The organism is Aquirufa sp., from assembly GCF_044342065.1.
Classification (GTDB): Bacteria; Bacteroidota; Bacteroidia; order Cytophagales; family Spirosomataceae; genus Aquirufa.
Genome location: NZ_JBIIQN010000028.1, coordinates 1 through 16,656, shown reverse-complemented (window position 1 = coordinate 16,656; position 16,656 = coordinate 1). Strand labels below are relative to the sequence as shown.

The window sequence follows — 16,656 nt, the reverse complement described above, 5'->3', positions numbered from 1 at the left end:
ACCACTAATGCGGATAGATATTCTTGCCCATTATTTCGACAATGATGGGGTTATTCCTAACAACAAACTTCCTGTATTGATTTACAAAAATGTGCTTCAGCGCGTTAAAATAAAGGACTTTGCATTTACATTTAGCCAAAATGGCTGGGCAAATAATTGGCAAGATATCATTTTGCCCTATGACCATTTTCACAGCAATACCCATGAAGTTTTAGGACTAAAAAGTGGTCAGGCTCAGTTAAAGCTAGGTGGCAAAAATGGAAAAATTATACGGGTTAAAGCGGGTGACGTAATTATTATTCCTGCTGGTGTTGGCCATCATTCAATTGACAATTCAAATGATTATCAATTTGTTGGCGGCTACCCAAATGGGGCGGATTGGAACTTGATGGTTGGTTTAACTGATGCAAATCGCACTTCCATTATTGACGAAATTGCTCAAGTTCCTATACTAGATACAGATCCTATTTTTGGTGTGGATGGGCCACTCTCTACGTATTGGAAATAGAGGAAGGCGATTGCCTTCCAGCGGTTTTTACCTGCTACATTTCATGTATAAAGGGTGTGCTTCATTGAATAACCCCTTCAGACGTAACACATGATCGGTGCTAATGCTAAGCCCGCTTGAGCGTCAACCCAATTTGACCTGCGTGATAGGAATTATGATACAGGATATGTGCGAATAATTTAGCCTTCGAAACGCTGCCAAAGAATGGCGTATCTATTGTCTCGTTCCAACCACCCGCGGGGGTATTTTCAATCAATTGCTCAAGCATCGCAAAGCCTTTATCCATTAGGGCTTTCGTTGCTGCGACATCGGCACCTTGGCCTGTATCTGTTTGGCCCATCGTCGTGTTCGCCACATCGCTCGGCATTCCGAAAAAATACCCAAACATCAGCATGGTCTCAGCAACGTGTCGGTACATAAACCCGACAGAAGATGTGTTCGAATTAAGCTTGAGCGCTGCATTTGCCTGATTCACTTCGTTAAAAGCAAAACTGCAGCTTAACTTATTTTGCTCAAGGAGGTCTCTGAAAATTTGTTGGTCCATGGAAATTTAATTGAGTTTCAATATTAATTGGATTCTATCAATATTACAAATGTGCCATTTATCTGGGTAAGTAATTTCAATTAGTAAAGTATTTTTGGTTAATTTGATTCAACAAAACCTCTTTAATCTCGTATGAAAATTTTCGCACTACTCGTTTTTGTCTCGTTCGCAGGACTCGCACAAAACACCTACAACCTCATTCCATTGCCTAAAGAGGTCGTCCCTCAAACGGGTCAATTTGTAGTTAAAAAGTCTACCGCAATTGGTTATTCGCATGCTGATTTCGCTCCCGTGGCGAATTTACTACAAGAGTATCTGCAAGGATCCAGCGGATATCCAATCCCTACAAAGTCGGCTAAGTCTTCGTCAATTCAATTTTCGCAAAACAACAGCTTAGGCGAAGAAGCTTACACGCTTTCCATCCATTCTTCGAAAATCAGCATTCAAGCAAAAACAGGAAAGGGGGCTTTTTATGCCTTGCAGACCTTGCTACAATTAATGCCCGCACAAGTCTATGCTGGAACAAAAATGCAGGAAACGATATCCATTCCAAACGTTCAGATTAAGGACGAGCCTCGCTTTTCGTACCGCGGATTAATGCTTGACGTAGGGCGTTATTATTACCCTGTGGCATCAGTCAAACGCTTCATCGATCTAATGGCGGTGTATAAAATGAATACTTTTCATTGGCATTTAACGGAAGACCAAGGCTGGCGAATCGAAATCAAAAAATACCCATTACTAACTTCCATTTCATCCGTTCGGAAGCAAAGTATGTTGGGCCATTACAAGGACCAACAATACGATGGCAAGCCACATGGTGGATTTTATACCCAAGAAGAAGTAAAAGACATTGTGGCCTATGCTGCTAAAAAATACATCGAAGTGATTCCTGAGATTGAAATGCCGGGACATTCACAGGCGGTATTAGCAGCCTATCCGCAGTTTGGGGCAAATGCCGACAAGATTTACCAAGTGAAAACGAAATGGGGTGTATCGGAAGATGTGTTGTTTCCTCGGGAAGAAACATTTACGTTTTTGGAAGATGTATTAACTGAAGTTATGGCGCTTTTTCCAGGTCAATACATCCACATCGGGGGAGATGAATGTCCAAAAACCCAATGGAAGGAAAGCAAGTTCTGCCAAGATTTAATCAAGAAATTAGGCCTGAAAGACGAGCATGAATTACAGAGTTATTTCATTCGTCGGATCGACAAATTCGTCACCTCAAAAGGCAAAAAATTACTCGGCTGGGACGAGATCTTAGAAGGTGGTCTTTCGCCTAACGCTATGGTGATGTCGTGGCGCGGAACGAAAGGGGGGATTGAGGCCGCGAAGCAAAACCACGATGTGGTCATGTCGCCGAACTCCTATTTCTATTTGGATTACTACCAAGCAGATCCGAAAACGGAGCCGATTGCGATTGGAGGAAATTTACCTTTAAGCAAGTGCTATTCTTTTGAGCCAAATCTGCCTGAATTGACCGCTGAGGAAGCGAAGCATGTCGTAGGTATTCAGGCAAATCTTTGGACGGAGTACATTAGCAACATTGCCTATGCGGAATACATGACATATCCACGAGCTTTGGCGCTTTCAGAAATTGCCTGGTCAACGAAAGAATCCAAAAATTATCCGGATTTCAAGAAGCGCTTGACGGGTCATTTGCCTGCGATGGATGCGATGAAAATAAACTATTCGAAAGCGTTTTTGGCACAGCCATAAATAATAATGTAATAGTATGGATAAGCAAGACATCATTAAAAAACTTACTGAAAATCACCAGGAATTTATAGCCTGTGTAAGTCAACTTTCAGCCGACGAATTTAGTGTAAGTAAAAACGAAAAGTGGACAGCTGGCCAACAGCTAGAGCACATATTACTGTCTGTTAAGCCGGTTGGTTTAGCGTTTCGATTACCCATGTTTTTATTAAAGCTTATATGGGGGAAATCGAATAGAGAAGGGAGAAGCTATGATGAACTCATCGCGCGATATCACGCCAAATTAGCCAATGGAAGCAAGGCTACAGGTCCGTTCATCCCTAAAAAAGTTGACCTACATCATGGCCAAAAGTTAAAAGCGAGCTTAACAAATGAAGTTGCAAAACTAGGTAAGGCGATTGAAAAGCGCTCAGAGGAAGAGCTTGATCAGTACATTTTGCCGCATCCTTTATTGGGCAAGCTTACCTTACGCGAAATGCTTTATTTTACAATTTACCATGTGAAACACCATGAAAAGCTAATCGAAAAATCTTAGGAAACGAATGGGTTGATTTTTTCGATTATTGACAATTTCCAAACACTATAGGTGTGAAATAGGGCGATAAAAAAATTGCTAATGATGACGGGATTTGTCAACGTCCCCACTATGATTGGACTTAGTAGCTTGTAAATAATCTGCACCGAAAGCAGCGCGATCACCATTTTGGCATCAAACTTGAAAAGCAGGAACGCTGAGAAAATTAGAATGGTCAAATAAATCGAAAGCAGAATTCCCTGTGCAGGCGTTTCGATGCCGAAGGAATCTAGTGCCCAATTGGCTTTAAAAAGTAGCCCGGAACAAACGGGAATTAAGACCAATATATTAAGTGCAAGCGATAATTTAGGTAGTAGCATCGATGAATTAGAAGAGTGTAAAATAGTCCCGGTGCACAGGTTAAATGCCTACACTGTCGTGTAAACATGCCGTTTTTGAGTTAAAATGGCCCATTTGTCTCGCACAACGCAAACAAATTTAATTGTTTTTGATTTAGTAGTAGCCAATTTAAATCAACATTGGTAATTTTAACTACACATCAACAAACAAAACATACATGAATAAGATATTGGTGATTGGTGCGGGCGGCCAACTAGGCACGGAGCTCACACAATCCTTAGCCAATACATACGGTAGCGAAGCGGTTATTGCAACCGATTTTCTAGAAAGCGCACGATTAAAATTTGACTATTGTCGCTTCAAAACCTTAAATGTACTGGACAAAGAGGCCGTTGGCAAACTGCTTCAAGAAGAACAAATTACGCAGGTATATCACTTAGCTGCAATTCTTTCTGCCAATGGGGAGAAGGACCCAATGCAAGCCTGGGATATGAATATGCGGGGATTGCTACATGTACTCGAATTAGCGAGAGAACATAAGCTAGAAAAAATCTTTTGGCCCAGTTCGATAGCCGTGTTTGGCCCACATACCCCTAAAATAAATACGCCTCAGGACGCTTTGAAAAATCCGACCACGGTGTATGGCATTTCGAAATTAGCGGGCGAGCATTGGTGTGAATATTACTTTAACACCTATGGGGTTGATGTAAGGAGCTTGCGATTCCCTGGGCTGATTGGCTATAAATCTTTAGCTGGGGGTGGGACGACTGATTATGCGGTCGATATTTATCATCAAGCAATCCGGGAGCAAAACTTCACTTGTTTTTTAACAGCAGATACTTATTTGCCTATGATGTATATGGATGATGCGGTCCGGGCCACCATGCAATTAATGGCGGCGCCTACCTCAAGCATTCGAGTTCGCACCAGTTATAACGTCTCAGGAATGAGTTTTTCTCCGCGTGAAATTGCGGAAAGCATTCAATCCCACTATCCAAACTTTCAGGTACAATATGCTCCGGACTTCAGGCAACAAATCGCAGATTCGTGGCCTTCGCGTATCAATGATGACTGTGCTCGAAATGACTGGGGATGGAAAGCTCAATTTGACCTTCCAAAAATGACCACTGAAATTTTAACTAAATTACCTTCCTATATCCACAACCTGTAAGATTATGTACGAACAATATAAGCCATTCATCACGAAAGAAATTGAGTCTATAAAAGCGGCTGGATTATTCAAAAAAGAACGCGTCATCACCTCGCCACAAGCGTCCGAAATTACGATTCAGGGCGGCGAAAAAGTGTATAATTTTTGTGCAAATAATTACTTAGGACTTTCATCGCACCCTGCGGTCATTCAGGCAGCAAAAGACGCGATTGATACCCATGGATTTGGGCTATCTTCGGTTCGCTTTATTTGTGGCACACAGGATATTCACAAAACCTTAGAAGAAAAAATCTCTACCTTTTTGGGGACGGAAGATACGATCTTATATGCGGCTGCATTCGATGCCAATGGGGGAGTTTTTGAGCCATTATTAGGCGAAAAAGATGCGATTATTTCTGATGCCTTAAACCATGCCTCCATCATCGATGGCATCCGATTATGTAAGTCGATGCGCTACCGTTATGAGCATAATTCCATGGACGATTTGGAGGCGAAATTAAAGCAGGCGATGGCGGATGGGGCCCAACAAAAAATGATTGTCACCGACAGTGTTTTTTCAATGGATGGCACCATTGCCCAATTAGATAAAATTGTCGCCTTGGCGGAAAAATATGAAGCTATGATTATGATTGACGAATGTCACTCCTCTGGCTTTATGGGAAAAACGGGACGTGGTGTGCACGAACTGAAAGGGGTAATGGGTAAAATTGATATTATTACGGGTACCCTAGGTAAAGCGTTGGGCGGAGCATCGGGCGGATTTACGTCCGGCCGCAAGGAAATCATCGACCTTTTAAGACAGCGATCTAGACCTTATTTATTTTCGAATACCTTAGCTCCATCCATCACCGGCGCGTCGATTGCGGTTTTTGATATCTTATCTAAAACGACGGAATTGCGCGATAAGCTGGAGGAAAACACGGCGTATTTCAGGGAGCGGATTGTTGCTGCCGGTTTCGATATCAAACCTGGCGAACACCCGATTATTCCGATTATGTTATACGATGCGGTTATTTCCCAAAAAATGGCGGAAAAACTATTGGAAAAAGGGATTTACGTAATTGGTTTTTACTATCCAGTAGTGGCCAAAGGGCAAGCGAGAATTCGTGTCCAAATCTCCGCTGGGCATACGCGAGAACAATTAGATCACGCGATTGCAGCCTTTACGGAGGGGGGAAAAGAACTGGGTGTTATTGCGTAACCGCTATTAAAAAGGGCTGAAATTTCAGCCCTTTTTTGTGTTCAATGATAAGAATCGCAAGCAATAGTCCTGCCAAAAAAACAATATTGCTTCAATCCAGACAAATGCTTTGGGTTGTTTGTAAAAATCGTTCATTGTTTATTTACTATGCGTACTTGAACTTAGCTTACTAATGACTTGATTACATCTCTGAATATCAAGAAAAGATAGACAAGAACACCCACAATAACTTCATTTCGATATTTGGTCAAGAATTGCTTCATCATGAATTAAACTACGCGTTTTCTGCCCATTAATAAATAAACAATCCCTGCAATGGCACCTAAAATTCCCATAAAAATGAAGGCGATTGTCCACATGATTTTTTCATTTTTGTCTATCCGGTAGGAATTCCAAATTTCATACAAGGATGTGACAACAAATACCCCATTCGACACGATGCCCGTGATGAGCAGTTGGTCCGCACCTGGTAAATGTAAAATCTTCATCAACGCCCCTACGAGCGACGTAGCAAGGCTAATGAAAAAACTCCACGTAACAAGCGTTCCAAGTTTCATAGGTAAAAAACGGATGATATGTCAAAATAAATGATAAACCCCTATAAAACCATAACATCTGATTAATTATCTTGATGTTCTAAACCTGATAAAACCTATGAAATCGCTATTTTTTGCCCTTTTTTCATGTTTCACTTTCACTACTATCGCGCAAGACGGAACCATTTATCCGCTTGAAACCCCCAAAGAACCCCATGCCATTCCCTTAAACACCGGTTCGGTAAAAGACCAACCAGCGCCGGAAACGTGGTTTCGCCAATGGGGCGATCCGATGGCCCGCAATATTTCGACAGCCACACTAACACCCTTCTTTCCTGAAAAGGGGAAGGCAAATGGCGCCGCTGTCATTGTGGCTCCAGGTGGGGGATATCGCTGGCTTTCCATGGGAAATGAAGGTTGGGAAGTGGCTGAGGCTTTGGCCAAAAAAGGCATAACTGCGTTCGTCCTCAAATACCGCTTATTCCCAACCCCAGAAAAATTGGAAGATTTTACTGCTTGGATGAACCGCCCACGTCCGGCTCCTCAAAAGAATGATAGCACGGCAAAGAATACGAATCCAATGGCTCAAATGGATTTAACCAACCAGCTCACAGATGCTGAGGCGGCCTATGCCATGATTATCAAAAACGCCACAGCCTGGGGCGTGGATATGCAGCGTATTGGTATGATTGGGTTCTCTGCTGGAGCGGGATTAACGATGCACGCAACGCTATATTCAAAAACGATGAAGCTCGCATTTATTGGCCCGATTTATGGCGGCATGGGGCCAGTGAAAGTGCCAGCAAACGCTCCCCCCATGTTTAATGCCATCGCTTCAGATGACTTCTTATTTAACTCCCAATTTGGGGTGATTGAATCTTGGTTTAAAGCGGGTAGACCTGTTGAATTTCATTTGTACCAAAACGGTGGGCACGGCTTTGGCCTAGGCAATCCGAATAGAACGAGCAATAAATGGTTTGATGCGTTTGTTCACTGGTTAGATGTGAATAAGTTTTTGGTGGGGAAATAATGGGCCCAACTACTTTCCGTTCCAACCATCTATGATACCCGACTTGATATCTGTGTAACTCGTCAGTAACCAAATAACCAAAACAATCAGGAAAATCGTTTTCCAATGTGTTTTAAACAAAACGGTTAAGTCGTGTAAGAATTGATTCATATCTGTGATTTTAAGTGTTAGATTAAACTCATAGGGTTTGGTTTCGGATGATTTTACCCAGGGAGATAAGTCGGCCTGCAATACTTCCCCCAGAACTTTTACCGAATAAAGACTTGGTTTTACCTCATTGTTCTCGATTCGCTGAATCGTTCTGAGGGTTAAACCCGTCTGCTCGGAAAGTTCTTTTTGCGAGATGTTTAAACGTGTTCTTAGCTCTTTTAATCTGGCACCAAATTCCATTTGCAAATATGATAAGCGTACATGAATTTTTTTAGACACGATGACGTCATTTGAACGACATTTACTTGTCTCTAGGGCAATAATACAAACAGATTCCGAAAAATGAACAGCTCAATATAATTTTTGGGTATTTCCATGTTTGACAAATGCCAAGCTATATATTTGAAAAATTATTGGGAGCATTCAACCCCCTAACTAAAACACTATGAAAAAAATCCTACTATTTATGGCCTGCGCAGCCTTGTCGATTGGGCTTCACGCCCAAAGCCCGTTAGGCGCGTGGGAATCCAAATCTATTTCTGAAAGCGGGGACACGCTAAGAAGTGTTGTCATTTTTGCAGATGGCTATCAAGTATTGACTATATACCATGCAAGCAACGGCAAGTTTATTCATGCCAATGGTGGTACATGGAAGTTGAATGGGGATATAGTGACCGAAAAACGTGAATTTCACACGGATAATGCAGCGCTTGTGGGCACGGAGGTCAGCTTTAAAATTGCGATTACCCATGATTCCCTCACCATCGTAGGCAGTAAGAGAAAATTTAGAAGAATCGATGACGGCAAGCCTGGTGTGCTGCAAGGGGCCTGGCTGATGTCGGGAAGAATTATCGATGGCAAAGAGCAAAAGCGGGATACGAGCACAGCCAGAAAAACCATGAAAATTTTATCGGGAACTCGATTTCAATGGATCGCTTACGATACCGATACAAAACAATTCCTAGGAACAGGAGGTGGTACCTACACGACGCAACAGGGCGAATATGCAGAACGCATTGAGTTCTTTTCAAAAGACGAGACCAGAGTAGGCCTCCGTTTAAAATTCCAATATGCATTAAAAGATGGTCGTTGGGAGCACTCCGGTCTATCAAGTAAAGGAGATCCCATTCATGAAATATGGAGCATACGAAAATAGGTTTAACGGTACATTTCAAGAATTTATATCCACATGATTGATCGGCTTTTTGCAAAACCCTTTTCCGATAGCACAAGCGTCGCACTGGATTTAAGCGCCAAAAATACGGAATTGAATTCCTCCATTTATGGAGATACTGCCGCTTTCTGCGACTACATCACCGCGAAATTAGCAGGTAAAATCGGCTATGGTGGATACCTCGAGCACCGGGTGGTTTATGAGTCGCATGAGAACTTTGCGACTGCCGCTGCCGACTTCCGAAATATACATTTGGGAGTGGATTTTTGGACTACCGCGGGGACTTCGGTTTATGCGCCATTAGCTGGCGTAATACATAGCTTTCAAGTTAATCCGGGGTCTGGGAATTATGGCCCCACCATTATTTTATATCATCCTACGGAAAATATATACAGCCTCTATGGTCATTTGGCAAGCGAGGATTTGGTAGCCCTAGCAGTGGGTGAACCGGTGGTTGCTGGCCAACTGCTCTGTCATTTGGGAAAACCTGAAGAGAATGGGGGCTGGCCGCCGCATCTGCATTTCCAGTTGATTCGTGATATGCAGGGGATGCTTGGAGATTATCCAGGGGTATGCTCACAGCGGGATGTAGCGTTTTACGCGAATAACTGCCCAGATCCAGCTTCTTTTGGATGGGTCTAGTTTACTAAATAATAGGTTTGCTTTGTGCTTGTTTGAGCGAATGTAAAGAACACGCTCATGAGTAAGCAGGTGGTTAACATTAGTTTTTTCATAGGTATTAGAATTAGTTTTTCCCCTACTCATAAGGCTTTTCGGTTACGCCCCGTTTTTTAAAGTGGGTTCTAGTCTCCACTGGTATCTTTTCGAAATTAATGAGTTAGTATACAGTGCGGCGGCGGCTTTAAAATAAGCGAAAATGCTTCCCGCGTGTGCGAATAATTGTATGATTTTTGGGTTGTTAAGGTGCTTTTGTCAAGAATAAAGAACGCATATTTATTATTAACAATCCAACCCGCTTTGTCCCACTTTACGGATTTGGGAACAAATTTATCTACGCACCTCCTGCATGACTTTCCCTATAAGTATGCGTAATTCGGAAATCATACCGTTAGCTTTCATTCCTTAAACTAAAATTATTTTCTAATTTCGGTAGCTCTAAATACAGATATCAATTCATTATAAATGAAAGTGAAACATGGAAAAAACAACGTTAACAAAATCGCTAGATGAAAATGCAGTTCAATTTATTGAATTAGTGAAGGGCTTAAATCAATCCGAATTTGAAGATAACATAAACGATAAATGGTCTGCGGGTCAAGATTTAGTGCACTTAATTAAAGTCCTGCGAATAGTCAATATCGGCTTTACGTTACCAAAACCCATTTTACGTGTACTGTTTGGTATCAATAAAAATGATAGTCGGCCTTTTGAAGATCTCCGGCAGGTGTATAAAAACGCATTAGAAGGCGGGGCTAAAGCTCCAACAATCTATATCCCCAAACCCGTTTCATATCATGATAAAGAGCGCTTGATTCAAAAGTATGCGTCATTGAATAAATCGTTTATCGAAAAATTGAATAATCATACGGCATTTGAGTTAGATAGCTATCGATTGCCTCACCCAATCTTAGGAAAAGTGTCCTTAAGAGAACTGGCTAGCTTCACGTCCTTCCATACGGCGCATCATTTCGACTTATTAAAGTCAAAACTGGCACATTTAAACAACTAATAATAAATTAAATCAGGTTTCTATTTTTCAATATCTACTATTAAGTTGCTCCAAAGGGAGTCCTTGAATTTTCTTGAAAAGAAGCCGGTGTGTCCAATTTTTCTAACGCCCATTTTTAGGGGGCTAATTGTTTCTACTTCGATTTTGGCATTTTTAAAATAGCCTACTAATTTATTTGCGGTGATTTTAGTTGCGATGGGGTCATCATCAATTTGAATAGACTTTAGGGGAATTACGTACTTGTCAAAAAATAATTTTGTGCTTGAATTTTTGAAATGGTCCTCGAAATAGTTCGGATTAATGCACCACTTGCGCCATTGTAAAGCAACACCCTTCGGCAAATTTTCTCCTTGCCCTATTTTTTCTGCATTTGCATAGCCATACATCGCCACGATAATCGGAATCAGTAAGAACCACAATGGTGGCATTAGCCATTTAAATGGGCTCCCCATATCTTTCCAATATCCGGTAGAAGAGGCAATCAGAATAAGCCTGTCTACTTTATCATAATTGTCCATTAACCCCACAAGCTGCCCGCCCATACTGTGGCCAATAATAATTTTGCGTTCAGAAGGGAATTCATGATTAATCCAATCGAAAATGCCTGTCATATCTAAAATCCCCCAATCTTCCAGATTTGCTTTAAATCCCTTTAAACTCGCTGGTTTAGAATTCCCTATGCCCCGATAGTCATAGGTAACGGTAGCATATCCACACTCGGTCAGATAGCTTGCTAAATTACTGTATAGATTTTGAGGAATTCCAGTGCCACAATTGATTTGAATAACTCCCTTGACTTCAGCCACAGGTCTTCGGATCGTTGCCGAAAGTTTATATCCGTCTCTCGCTTGAATTAAGATATGCTGTGCCATTATTGCTCTTTTTCCATTTGCTGTAGTAAAAACTCTTGGCCAAATGAAAGCTTCTTGGCTAGTGCACTATTGGGTTCAATCACTCTCCAAAAAGGTGTGATTTCCTCAAGAGGTTTTCCTTGTTGCAGCTTTTCATAATTTGCTTCGGCCACAATTCGCAAAAATATTCCTGTTGTCACAGGACACGTACAATCAGCATTATGCTCTATAGCAAGGTCCTTTCGTAGTGTTTTTAGGTCTATGCGCTTCCCAACACTAATTTCTTTAATGTACGCATCGATGAGTTTTGGTGTCGCGATAAACATATTGCAGCCAGATGGAATATCAGCAAAGTCAATATCTATTCGTTTAATTTTTGGCTCTTTATTTTCATTCAATTTATCAAGCCAGCTTTTCTTAATTGCCATAAAAAACTTCTAAATCTAAAAAAACAGAAAAAATGTATTTTATTAATGAGTTAACTCCCAGAGCCACGCATCTCCAATTTCGTGATCTTGAACAACCTTTTGGTAAACAAATCCATTTTTACTTAAAATTCTTGAAGATGCATTTTCTTCTGGTGCAGTTTTGGCAAAAATAACTACGCCTTGGCTATGAGATTTTGCTATTTTGATTAATTCACGACAAGCAAATGTCGCATATCCTTTGCCTTCATACTCCTGAAAGGTGTAATAAGAAATCTCTACCTCATTATTTTCAGGCACACCATTAAAGCCTGCTGCTCCGACGATTACATCAGAATCCACAACCAAGTATCCAACCCAAGGTTTATGGAAACCAATATGAGTATACATATCAATCGTTGCTGAAATTACTTGTTGACAAACAGAATTTGCATACTTTTCAGCCTGGTATGATTGTTTTTTCTCTATAATTTCTAAATGAATAGTAGGTGTCATCTTAGTTTAAGTGATCAATAAATTTAATAAAAGATGTAAAATTTAACTCACTGATGAACAACAAAAAAACCGATCATTTTTGATCGGCCTGTTCCCATTACGGACGAAAAATACAGCATTTACAAATTAACCCCTTTAAAATATATGAACGTGCTTAAACTAGTATTTGTGAATACTATTATTTTTTTAAATTTATAAGCACTTATTGAATAACTATAAATTGAAAAAGAATGCCACTACTAATTTTATTTTCTTGGTTCTCCATTATTATAGGGTTACTGTCTTCCACTAAATTGGATACAACTCAACAGGGAGACTCAACGCCCAAGTTTAAATTAATCCCTGCTCCTAAAATTACTTTCAATTCGTTTGTGGATTGTAATATGGCAGAGGTGTGGATTGGCGATACATTTAGAATCTTCCCTGGCAAATATGGCGAAGATCCTTTATGGGGTTATGCAAAAGATTTAAAGTATTCAGATGGAGAAAATGCAGAGGTTGTTTTTAAAAACCCTGCTAGCAAGTTCTTTAACCCGAGTATGCCGAGCAATGTACCTATAGGGCAGAAAGGCTTACATGGAGCTGTTTGGTTTGAAACAGTTTATCAAGATTCTAAAGATAAAAGTGGTCAAACATTATATGGCATTTACCATAACGAAAATTATCCAAGCACCTTACCATACGATTCCGTTACCAAAGAGGGATATAGAAATGTCCGTTGGCCACAAGGTTTGACTGGTCCAGAAAGTCCTGCAGCTGTTTGTAGAATAGGTGTGATGAAATCCATAGATGGAGGCAAAAGCTGGGATAACAGGGGCATATTTATTGAGGATTACGACCCAAGGATGATTAGAAAGCCAATTAATACTTCCAATACGTTTGCGGGTGGTGTTGGAGACCCATCTGCTGTAGCGAGTGGTGACTATTTGTATTTATTTTATGGAGAGTATGGTTATCCTGGCGTGTATGATGAAAAAACGTATACCGTTCAAAAAGAGTGGAGTGGTCAATGTATAAGCATCGCACGTATCGCTTTGAAAGATCTAGATAATCCCGTTGGAAAGGCCAAAAGATGGGATGGCAAATCATTCTCTATTCCTTACGATAGTTATGGAGTTCCGGTTCGTTCTTTACAAATCCCAATCAATGAAGGTGGCGGTGGCGCTTCTTCGCCAACTGGTGGATTTCATTGGGGACCATCTGTTAGTTGGAATACATATTTGAATTGCTGGGTAATGATGATGGGCAAAGTGGAGGGAAAATCATGGCAAGGTGATAAGATCTATATTTCATTTAATAAACATAAAGATTTGGGTATGGGGAACAATAGCCAAGATTGGTCAAAGCCTGAATTGGTTTTTCAGAAACCAGGATATATTTTATGGTACCCTTCATTGCAGCCGCTAAATGACCCACATGATATTAAAGAAAAATACACCTCCGTTAAACTTGGGAAGCGTGCCCGTTTTTTTGTCAAAAGAATTAAACCAGGGGATGATGAATATGCGTCGGAGCATTACATTGAATTTGAAAAGTAGACTACCACACTAAATAGACAAAGAAAAAGCCATCATTTCTGATGGCTTGTCCAGTTTGGCTCCCTTAAAGATTATAACTTTTACGAACCATCCAAAAGTACCACTTATCAGAAAGTAATTTTCTAAGTGTTAATAGCATCGGGCCGGGTTTACCCACCACATATCTCATTTGATTACTATTGTCGGTTGCTGATTTATAAATCATCTTGGCTACAACTTCTGGGCCTTCTGCGTCTTTCATTACTTTTTCGGCAGCATGATTAAACTTTTGAATAAACCCATCATATTGATTTGTGTCAGTTGGTTTAACAAATTGCCGACTTCTTCCATAGAAATCAGTGACAATCGGACCTGGCTCAATGAGTTTCATTTTTATATTAAATTGACTTAACTCATAATGTAACGACTCTGTAAAACCTTCCACTGCAAATTTTGTAGCGTGGTAAATACTATACAGGGGGAAGGTAATTTTTCCCCCCATACTTGAAATTTGAATAATGGTTCCTCCTCCATTTGGTCTCATATGCTTTATCGCTTCTCGTGTCACACGCATCAATCCAAAAACATTCGTGTTAAATTGTTTTTCAATAATTTCATCTGACATTGCTTCAAATGCGCCATCCACCCCGTAGCCTGCATTATTAATTACTACATCAATTTTCCCAAAATCACTTTGAGCATTTGAAAATACCGCATTAATACTTTCCGGTTTGGAAACGTCAAGCGCAAACAATTTTACATTAGCCAGTTTATTTAGATCGGTTTCCTTTTCTGGATTTCGTTGCGTTGCAATGACATTCCATCCATTTTGGGCAAACTCAAAAACAGTTGCTTTGCCTATTCCACTAGATGTTCCTGTGATCAATACAGTCTTCTTCATTTTTCTATTGTTTTATGTTGAACAAAACTATTAGGTTAATTTCAAACCTACAACAATAGAGTATGGTCTATGGTTGACATTTATTTTTCTGCGCACTATATTTGCCTTATGTTAATAAATGAACTATCCAAAAAAACGGGGCTTTCGACACACACGATCCGCTTCTATGAAAAGTCGGGGTTAATCGAGGGAAAACAAAACGAAGCGGTTAAATCAAATAATTACTTTCATTATGACGAGGTGACCGTTGAAAAATTAGAGTTCATTAGTGATGCCAAATCGGTAGGATTTACCATCAGGGAAATCGGTCAAATGATTGATGCTTGGTATAACCAAAAATATACCAAGGAACAAAAACTAGAAATTCTTGATGATAAGCTGATTTCTCTAGAGCAAAAAATGAAAGAGATAAAGGAGATGAAAAAACAAATCATTGAATTTAAAGATGACGTGCTAAATGATAGGTGCTAGAGATTACCAATTTGAAAAAGATGCAACCACAAAAAATATCCGTTTTACGAATGTAGACGTGGTTTTTAAACAAAAAAAGAGGTCGAAATGACCTCTTTTTGATTACCGCTCCCTTAATAGGCGGAATGTTGCAGCCATTTTGGTTTTTAATTCACAATATTCTACCGCCTAAAGTAACCTAAATTGACTAAAGTGATGAGTGAAATGTTTGTTGTGAAATATTATCCACTCTTGATAATTCAATTCTCCCATTGTAGGATTTATGGGTTTTTCAGATGCATTAACATTGAAATAATTATCAAAATCAGATAATTCTGTTTTGAGATTTTCAATGGCAGTTGTCAAATTTGTAAAAGTTAGTGATGGAAGTCCTTCTACCGGTAATACAGGGGACTTAAAACCAATTGGCAAAGAACTCCCTGTACCAATAACAAAAGCCTTAATCTTTTGCTGTTTTTCAAACGTATAATTATGATGCTGCGGATATTTTCCATTAGAAAAACGAACCGAAAGTGCCAAATGTTCGACCATATGTTGAGCAGTCATTTCTCCAAATTCTGGCGTTTCTCCTGCTTGCAGCTTGTTTAAAATCTTAAACAATTTTATTCTATCTAAAATATCAAGCATTGTTCATTGGGTTTTTAAAACTTATTTATCACGAATGTATTTACACATTCTCTCTCCACCAACAACAATTTAAGAAAATATTATAAAGACAAAAACCTCTACTGACCTCGAACCACAAAATCCATCATTAAAACCTCCATTTGATTCAATAGACCACATTTATCCTAAACCTTGTGATTTAGGGTTGTAACTTTTACTAAAAAAGTGATGTTGGAAATGAAAAAGTTGCAACCACAAATAATATCCGTTTAAGGACTGTAGACGTGGTTTTTAAACAAAAAAAGAGGTCATTTTGACCTCTTTTTGATTACCGCTCCCCTTTTCGACGAAAGATGCAACTATAATACGATGATTGAGTATGTGACTATTAGGAAATTGAAAGGTTAAACTTAGTACAATTTTGCAGGAGGTTTATTTTTTGATTTCCTTTTAGCAATAATCAATTTTTAAAATCAAGACTACCGCAGGGAACCATTACAACATCTGTACCGGCTGTAATCTTGTAAAATAGTTTTTTATCTTTTAAGACATATTCTGCCCTTACTGGCCACTTAGTTTTATGGATGAAAATTGCACTGTAAAATAAATAATTTTTGAAAGGTGAAATTCTATTATTCAAATCCTTTAATTGATTTAATTCATTAGTTAAAAAAGCTGGTATGCCCGAAAGACCATAATCGAACTCTTGCACTTTGTCAAGTGTCATATTTGACTTTGTAAAGACAACTTTGGCGTACGTTTCTTTAGATTTAAAGGAAATGATTGTCGGAAA

The 16,656-nt window shown here is 39.7% G+C and carries 20 protein-coding genes; 11 read left to right on the top strand and 9 right to left on the bottom strand.

The genetic code is table 11. The features are described 5' to 3' along the window. The first annotated feature begins 7 nt into the window (after window positions 1-7). Window positions 8-508: a cupin gene (locus ACIQZ2_RS09550; RefSeq protein WP_395768628.1), complete on the top strand. Its 501-nt coding sequence runs from the start codon at window positions 8-10 to the stop codon at window positions 506-508. Window positions 509-614: 106 nt separating this feature from the next. Here ACIQZ2_RS09550 and ACIQZ2_RS09545 read toward each other — a convergent pair whose 3' ends face one another. Further along, window positions 615-1,052 carry a DinB family protein gene (locus ACIQZ2_RS09545; RefSeq protein ID WP_395768627.1) on the bottom strand — a complete coding sequence of 146 codons (438 nt, stop codon included), beginning with the start codon at window positions 1,050-1,052 and terminating at the stop codon, window positions 615-617. 132 nt (window positions 1,053-1,184) lie between these two features. Here ACIQZ2_RS09545 and ACIQZ2_RS09540 point away from each other — a divergent pair, with 132 nt between their 5' ends. The 4 genes from ACIQZ2_RS09540 (at window position 1,185) to kbl (ending at window position 6,017) form a co-directional block, all read left to right on the top strand. Then, window positions 1,185-2,774 (top strand): beta-N-acetylhexosaminidase, encoded by a 1,590-nt coding sequence (locus ACIQZ2_RS09540; protein WP_395768626.1) that lies wholly within the window; start codon window positions 1,185-1,187, stop codon window positions 2,772-2,774. A 16-nt stretch (window positions 2,775-2,790) separates the two neighbouring features. Then, on the top strand, window positions 2,791-3,306 hold the full coding sequence (locus tag ACIQZ2_RS09535; protein WP_395768625.1) for a DinB family protein: 516 nt from the start codon (window positions 2,791-2,793) through the stop codon (window positions 3,304-3,306). A gap of 556 nt (window positions 3,307-3,862) precedes the next feature. Beyond that, window positions 3,863-4,816, top strand: a complete 954-nt coding sequence (locus ACIQZ2_RS09530) for an NAD-dependent epimerase/dehydratase family protein (protein ID WP_395768624.1) — start codon at window positions 3,863-3,865, stop codon at window positions 4,814-4,816. 4 nt (window positions 4,817-4,820) lie between these two features. Beyond that, on the top strand, window positions 4,821-6,017 hold the full coding sequence (kbl, locus tag ACIQZ2_RS09525) for a glycine C-acetyltransferase (RefSeq protein ID WP_395768623.1): 1,197 nt from the start codon (window positions 4,821-4,823) through the stop codon (window positions 6,015-6,017). 269 nt (window positions 6,018-6,286) lie between these two features. On the opposite strand, the gene ACIQZ2_RS09520 is transcribed toward kbl, so the two are convergent. Beyond that, a complete protein-coding gene (locus tag ACIQZ2_RS09520; protein WP_395768622.1) occupies window positions 6,287-6,574 on the bottom strand; it encodes a hypothetical protein in 288 nt (95 codons plus the stop codon). Window positions 6,575-6,671: 97 nt separating this feature from the next. Between ACIQZ2_RS09520 and ACIQZ2_RS09515 the strand changes: the two genes are divergently transcribed. After that, the gene (locus ACIQZ2_RS09515) at window positions 6,672-7,583 is read left to right on the top strand and encodes an alpha/beta hydrolase (RefSeq protein WP_395768621.1); all 912 of its coding nucleotides are present in this window, start codon (window positions 6,672-6,674) and stop codon (window positions 7,581-7,583) included. 9 nt (window positions 7,584-7,592) lie between these two features. Here the strand turns inward: ACIQZ2_RS09515 and ACIQZ2_RS09510 are convergent, their stop codons facing one another. Continuing rightward, the gene (locus ACIQZ2_RS09510) at window positions 7,593-8,012 is read right to left on the bottom strand and encodes a helix-turn-helix domain-containing protein (RefSeq protein WP_395768620.1); all 420 of its coding nucleotides are present in this window, start codon (window positions 8,010-8,012) and stop codon (window positions 7,593-7,595) included. 166 nt (window positions 8,013-8,178) lie between these two features. On the opposite strand from ACIQZ2_RS09510, the gene ACIQZ2_RS09505 reads away from it, so the two are divergent. From ACIQZ2_RS09505 to ACIQZ2_RS09495, 3 genes are all read left to right on the top strand, one after another. Beyond that, window positions 8,179-8,889: a membrane or secreted protein gene (locus tag ACIQZ2_RS09505; protein WP_395768619.1), complete on the top strand. Its 711-nt coding sequence runs from the start codon at window positions 8,179-8,181 to the stop codon at window positions 8,887-8,889. A 33-nt stretch (window positions 8,890-8,922) separates the two neighbouring features. Continuing rightward, window positions 8,923-9,549 carry a peptidoglycan DD-metalloendopeptidase family protein gene (locus tag ACIQZ2_RS09500; RefSeq protein WP_395768618.1) on the top strand — a complete coding sequence of 209 codons (627 nt, stop codon included), beginning with the start codon at window positions 8,923-8,925 and terminating at the stop codon, window positions 9,547-9,549. Between the two features lie 514 nt (window positions 9,550-10,063). Further along, window positions 10,064-10,597, top strand: a complete 534-nt coding sequence (locus ACIQZ2_RS09495; protein ID WP_395768617.1) for a DinB family protein — start codon at window positions 10,064-10,066, stop codon at window positions 10,595-10,597. 20 nt (window positions 10,598-10,617) lie between these two features. On the opposite strand, the gene ACIQZ2_RS09490 is transcribed toward ACIQZ2_RS09495, so the two are convergent. Genes ACIQZ2_RS09490 through ACIQZ2_RS09480 form a run of 3 tightly spaced genes read right to left on the bottom strand, consistent with a single transcriptional unit; the run spans window position 10,618 to window position 12,368 of the window. Next, complete coding sequence (locus tag ACIQZ2_RS09490) at window positions 10,618-11,469, bottom strand: alpha/beta fold hydrolase (protein ID WP_395768616.1); 852 nt, start codon at window positions 11,467-11,469, stop codon at window positions 10,618-10,620. Next, complete coding sequence (locus tag ACIQZ2_RS09485) at window positions 11,469-11,876, bottom strand: hypothetical protein (protein ID WP_395768615.1); 408 nt, start codon at window positions 11,874-11,876, stop codon at window positions 11,469-11,471. Before ACIQZ2_RS09485 ends, ACIQZ2_RS09490 begins: the two co-directional genes overlap by 1 nt. Window positions 11,877-11,918: 42 nt before the next feature. Beyond that, the gene (locus ACIQZ2_RS09480) at window positions 11,919-12,368 is read right to left on the bottom strand and encodes a GNAT family N-acetyltransferase (protein ID WP_395768614.1); all 450 of its coding nucleotides are present in this window, start codon (window positions 12,366-12,368) and stop codon (window positions 11,919-11,921) included. A gap of 230 nt (window positions 12,369-12,598) precedes the next feature. Between ACIQZ2_RS09480 and ACIQZ2_RS09475 the strand changes: the two genes are divergently transcribed. Further along, entirely contained in the window at window positions 12,599-13,906 is a 1,308-nt protein-coding gene (locus ACIQZ2_RS09475) for a hypothetical protein (RefSeq protein ID WP_395768613.1), read from the top strand. Between the two features lie 64 nt (window positions 13,907-13,970). On the opposite strand, the gene ACIQZ2_RS09470 is transcribed toward ACIQZ2_RS09475, so the two are convergent. Further along, entirely contained in the window at window positions 13,971-14,786 is an 816-nt protein-coding gene (locus ACIQZ2_RS09470) for an SDR family oxidoreductase (RefSeq protein ID WP_395768612.1), read from the bottom strand. Window positions 14,787-14,894: 108 nt separating this feature from the next. Between ACIQZ2_RS09470 and ACIQZ2_RS09465 the strand changes: the two genes are divergently transcribed. Then, window positions 14,895-15,257 carry a MerR family transcriptional regulator gene (locus ACIQZ2_RS09465; protein ID WP_395768611.1) on the top strand — a complete coding sequence of 121 codons (363 nt, stop codon included), beginning with the start codon at window positions 14,895-14,897 and terminating at the stop codon, window positions 15,255-15,257. 168 nt (window positions 15,258-15,425) lie between these two features. Here the strand turns inward: ACIQZ2_RS09465 and ACIQZ2_RS09460 are convergent, their stop codons facing one another. Then, complete coding sequence (locus tag ACIQZ2_RS09460; RefSeq protein WP_395768610.1) at window positions 15,426-15,884, bottom strand: hypothetical protein; 459 nt, start codon at window positions 15,882-15,884, stop codon at window positions 15,426-15,428. Window positions 15,885-16,323: 439 nt separating this feature from the next. Then, on the bottom strand, window positions 16,324-16,656 hold a 333-nt coding region (locus ACIQZ2_RS09455), incomplete at its 5' end, for a hypothetical protein (protein WP_395768609.1).